5 protein-coding genes are annotated in these 3,678 nt (G+C 73.3%); 4 read left to right on the top strand and 1 reads right to left on the bottom strand.

The window, feature by feature from the left end; genetic code table 11:
- The 4 genes from Q7W29_04200 to Q7W29_04185 form a co-directional block, all read left to right on the top strand.
- Window positions 1-920: peptidylprolyl isomerase (locus Q7W29_04200; protein ID MDO9171016.1), on the top strand; the 920-nt coding region annotated here is incomplete at its 5' end.
- A gap of 21 nt (window positions 921-941) precedes the next feature.
- Window positions 942-1,541: a LemA family protein gene (locus Q7W29_04195; GenBank protein ID MDO9171015.1), complete on the top strand. Its 600-nt coding sequence runs from the start codon at window positions 942-944 to the stop codon at window positions 1,539-1,541.
- 34 nt (window positions 1,542-1,575) lie between these two features.
- Window positions 1,576-2,355 (top strand): TPM domain-containing protein, encoded by a 780-nt coding sequence (locus tag Q7W29_04190; protein ID MDO9171014.1) that lies wholly within the window; start codon window positions 1,576-1,578, stop codon window positions 2,353-2,355.
- Window position 2,356: 1 nt separating this feature from the next.
- Window positions 2,357-2,830 carry a TPM domain-containing protein gene (locus tag Q7W29_04185; protein ID MDO9171013.1) on the top strand — a complete coding sequence of 158 codons (474 nt, stop codon included), beginning with the start codon at window positions 2,357-2,359 and terminating at the stop codon, window positions 2,828-2,830.
- A gap of 12 nt (window positions 2,831-2,842) precedes the next feature.
- On the opposite strand, the gene Q7W29_04180 is transcribed toward Q7W29_04185, so the two are convergent.
- Window positions 2,843-3,678, bottom strand: an 836-nt coding sequence (locus tag Q7W29_04180; GenBank protein ID MDO9171012.1) for a formylglycine-generating enzyme family protein, incomplete at its 5' end; no start/stop codon positions are given.

Raw genomic sequence — 3,678 nt, 5'->3', positions numbered from 1 at the left:
CCCTGGACGCCCTGCCGGCGGCGCTGGCCCGCCTCCGGCAGGAGGGCCACACCCCCGCCGCGCAGGCCCGCGCCCGCGAGGCCGTGGAAACGGCCCTGCGCCGGACCGTCCTCGGCGGCGACCCCTACGCCACGGCTACGGCCTGCGGCCTGCTGGGCGGCCACGCCTCGGCGCGCAACCTCGGGGTGCTCGCGCGCGCCTGGTCGCGGGCCGAGGGCCCGGCCGGCGACGACGTCCGCCGCGGCGTGCTGCAGGCGCTGACCACCTTCGCCGCGGACACGAGCTTCGCCGTGCCCGACACCCTGCGCGCCCGCACCGTGGCGCTGCTGGAGCAGGGCTTCGACCACGACCGCCTGCAGGTGCGCAGCGAGGCCCGCGCCGCCGCGGCCGCGCTGCTGCTGACCGCGCCCGCGCTGATCCCCAGCGAGGCCAGCCTGCTGGAGACCCTGCCGGCCGCCGCCCGCGACCCGCGCCAGACCGCCGCCGCCCTGCCGGCGAAGGCGCCCCGCCTGCTCTGCCGCACGCCCCGCGGCTCGTTCACCATCGCGCTGGAGGCCGACGTCGCCCCGCGCACCTGCGCGACGATCGTGCAACTGGTGCGCGAGGGGTACTACGCCGACGGCTCCTTCCACCGGGTCGTGCCCGACTTCGTCATCCAGGGCGGCGACCCCGGCGGCACCGGCTGGGGCGGCCCCGGCTACACCCTGCGCAGCGAGTGGAGCAGCCTGCCGTTCCTGCGCGGGACCGTCGGCATCGCCCACTCCGGGAAGGACACCGACGGCAGCCAGTTCTTCGTCTGCCTCTCCCCGCAGCCCCACCTGGACGGCCGCTACACCGTGTTCGGCCGGGTGGTCAAGGGGATGGAAGTTGCGGAATCGGTGCAACCCGACGATCAATTCACCCTGACGATCGTGGAATGACCCGCCCCGTAGGAGGTTGAGATGTCGCGTGGATTACTGGTCCTGATCGGCGTGCTGGCCCTGATCGCCGTGGTGGCGTTCTCGCTGGTCGGCAAGTACAACTCCCTGGTCGGCCTGCAGGAAGGCGTCGACGGCCAGTGGAGCAACGTGGAAAACGTCTACCAGCGCCGGGCCGACCTGATCCCGAACCTGGTCAACACGGTCAAGGGCTACGCCGCCCACGAGAGCGAAACGCTCGAGGCCGTCATCCGCGCCCGCGCCGAGGCCACCAAGGTCACGGTCGAGGCCACCCCCGAGAACCTGAACGACCCGGCGTTCCTGCAGCGCTTCCAGCAGGCCCAGCAGGGCCTCAGCGGCGCCCTGTCGCGCCTGATGGTCGTGGCCGAGCAGTACCCCGACCTCAAGGCCAACCAGAACTTCCTGGAGCTGCAGTCCCAGCTCGAGGGCACCGAGAACCGCATCGCCGTCGAGCGCCGCCGCTTCAACGAGACGGCCCAGAACTACAACACGCAGATCCGGCGCTTCCCGGCCAGCGTGATCGCCGGCATGTTCGGCTTCGACAAGCGGGCCTACTTCGAGGCCCAGGAGGGCACCGAGAAGGCGCCCGAGGTGAAGTTCTAGGCTGGCGACACCGGGCGCAGCCCGAGGAGGCGCGATGCGACGTCCCATGATCCCCGTCAGGCATCTGCTCCTCACGGCGCTGACGCTCCTGCTGCTCGCGACGGCGGCGGCGGCCGAGCTGCCGCCGCCGCCGTCCACCTACTTCACCGACGGGGTGGGCGTGGTCTCGCGCGAGGAGGCGGCGGCCCTCGCGAACGAGCTGGAGGCCTTCCACCGGCGCACCGGCATCCAGTTCGTGATCGCCGTGCTGCCGGAGTTCGACGGCGAGATCGCCGACTACACCAACCGCCTGTTCGAGCACTGGAAGATCGGGAGCCGCGAGCGGCTCGACGGCCTGCTGTTCGCGGTGTTCCCGCAACAGCGGGCGTCGCGGCTCGAGGTCGCCTACGAGAACGAGGAGCGCCTGACCGACGCGGTCTCGCGCAGCATCATCCAGGAGATGCAGCAGATCCCCTCGGACCAGGCGTTCCGGCGCTTCGCGCTGGTCATGGTCCGCGTGGCCCAGCGCCTGGCCCCGGACGACCCGCTGGCCCAGGGACAGTTCGGCCAGACGCCCCGCGAAGCGAGCGGGCGCCGCAGCCGCGGGCTCGGCGGCCTGCTGCTGCCCCTGATCCTGATCGCGCTGATCGGCGGCGGCGGCGCCGGCCGCAGCCGCTGGCTCGGCCCGCTGATCGTCGCTTCGGCGATGTCCAGCGGCCGCGGCGGGCGAGGCGGCGGCTGGGGCGGCGGCGGCGGGAGCTTCGGCGGCGGCGGTGGCGGTTTCAGCGGCGGCGGCGGCTTCAGCGGCGGCGGCGGCGCGAGCGGAGGTTGGTGACATGGCGAATCGTAGCAGCGTGCCCCGCAAGTTCTTCAGCCGCGACGAGCAGCAGCGGATCGTGGCGGCCATCCACGCGGCCGAGCAGCGCACCAGCGGGGAGATCCGCTTCCACGTCGAGCGGGACGTGCCCAAGGGCGAACCGTCCGGCGGCGACCCCTACCTGCGGGCGCGGGAGCTGTTCGGCAAGATGGGGATGCACGCCACCGGCGAGCGCAACGGCGTGCTGGTCTACCTGGCGGTGCGGGCGCGGCGCTTCGCGATCGTCGGGGACGAGGAGCTGCACCGGCAGGTCGGCGACAGCTTCTGGCAGGACGTGGCGGCGCTGATGGCCGCGCGGTTCGCGGCGGACGACTTCGCCGGCGGCATCGAGGCGGGGATCGCGCGGATCGGCGAGAAGCTGCGGCAGCACTTCCCCCACCGGGCGGACGACGCCAACGAGCTCAGCGACGACATCTCGTTCGGCCTGAACTGACGCGCGCAGCCGTCACCGAGCCGCGGGATCCGCCCACCGCACCACCCGCAACCCCACCCCCGAGTTGGACATCGTCGGGTCGGCGGCGCTGCGCGCCGCTGACCGGCACGCCTCCAGCGGGCTCGTCCAGCAGCCGCCGCGGATCACCCTGAGCGTACCCGACTCGGGCCCCGCGGGGTCGACGCTCCCGTCCGCGGTCCCGTCGCCGAACCAGTCCCAGCACCACTCGTAGACGTTGCCGTGCATGTCGAACAGCCCCCACTCGTTGGCCAGGAGCCCACCCACCTCGGCGGGTCCGTCGGGGCCGTCGGGATCGCCGCTGGCGAGGTTGTCGTCGGCGACGTCGGTGACGCAGAAAACCCCGACCAGCGACAGCACCCCGTCGTCCACGCAGCCCCGCGCGGCGGCCGATCCGTTGCAGTAGGCCGTGACGGTGCCGGCGCGGCAGGCGAACTCCCACTCCGCTTCGGTCGGCAGGCGGTAGCCGTCGGCATCGCGGTCCCAGGCGACCGTCTCGCCGGCGATGTCGTAGGCCGGGGCCAGCCCCTCGGCGAGCGACAGCGCGTTGCAGTAGGCCACGGCGTCGAACCAGTCGACCTGTTCCACGGGCCGGTCGTCGCCGATGAAGTCGCTCGGGTAGCCGCCGACCAGCGCCTCGTACTCGCCCTGCGTCACCTCGTGCATCGCCACGAACAGGGCCCGCGTCAGGGTGACGACGTGGAGGGCCTCGTCCGCCTCGTGGCCCGGCTCATCGGCGGGGCTGCCCAGCGTGTCCAACCCGGCGGGCACGTAGGCGAACCCGGCCGGGATCGGCTCGCCGTCCGGCATCGCGACCGCGGCGGGATTGG

This window comes from bacterium (genome assembly GCA_030654305.1).
Lineage (GTDB): Bacteria > Krumholzibacteriota > Krumholzibacteriia > LZORAL124-64-63 > LZORAL124-64-63 > PNOJ01.
The sequence above is the reverse complement of the archived record's forward strand: the minus strand, read 5'-3'. Positions and strand labels throughout refer to the sequence as shown.

Bases quoted from the DNA above. Each gene is read 5' to 3' on its own strand.
- Q7W29_04185 (MDO9171013.1), top strand. From the start codon at position 2,357: ATGGCGAATCGTAGCAGCGTGCCCCGCAAGTTCTTCAGCCGCGACGAG.
- Q7W29_04190 (MDO9171014.1), top strand. From the start codon at position 1,576: ATGCGACGTCCCATGATCCCCGTCAGGCATCTGCTCCTCACGGCGCTG.
- Q7W29_04195 (MDO9171015.1), top strand. From the start codon at position 942: ATGTCGCGTGGATTACTGGTCCTGATCGGCGTGCTGGCCCTGATCGCC.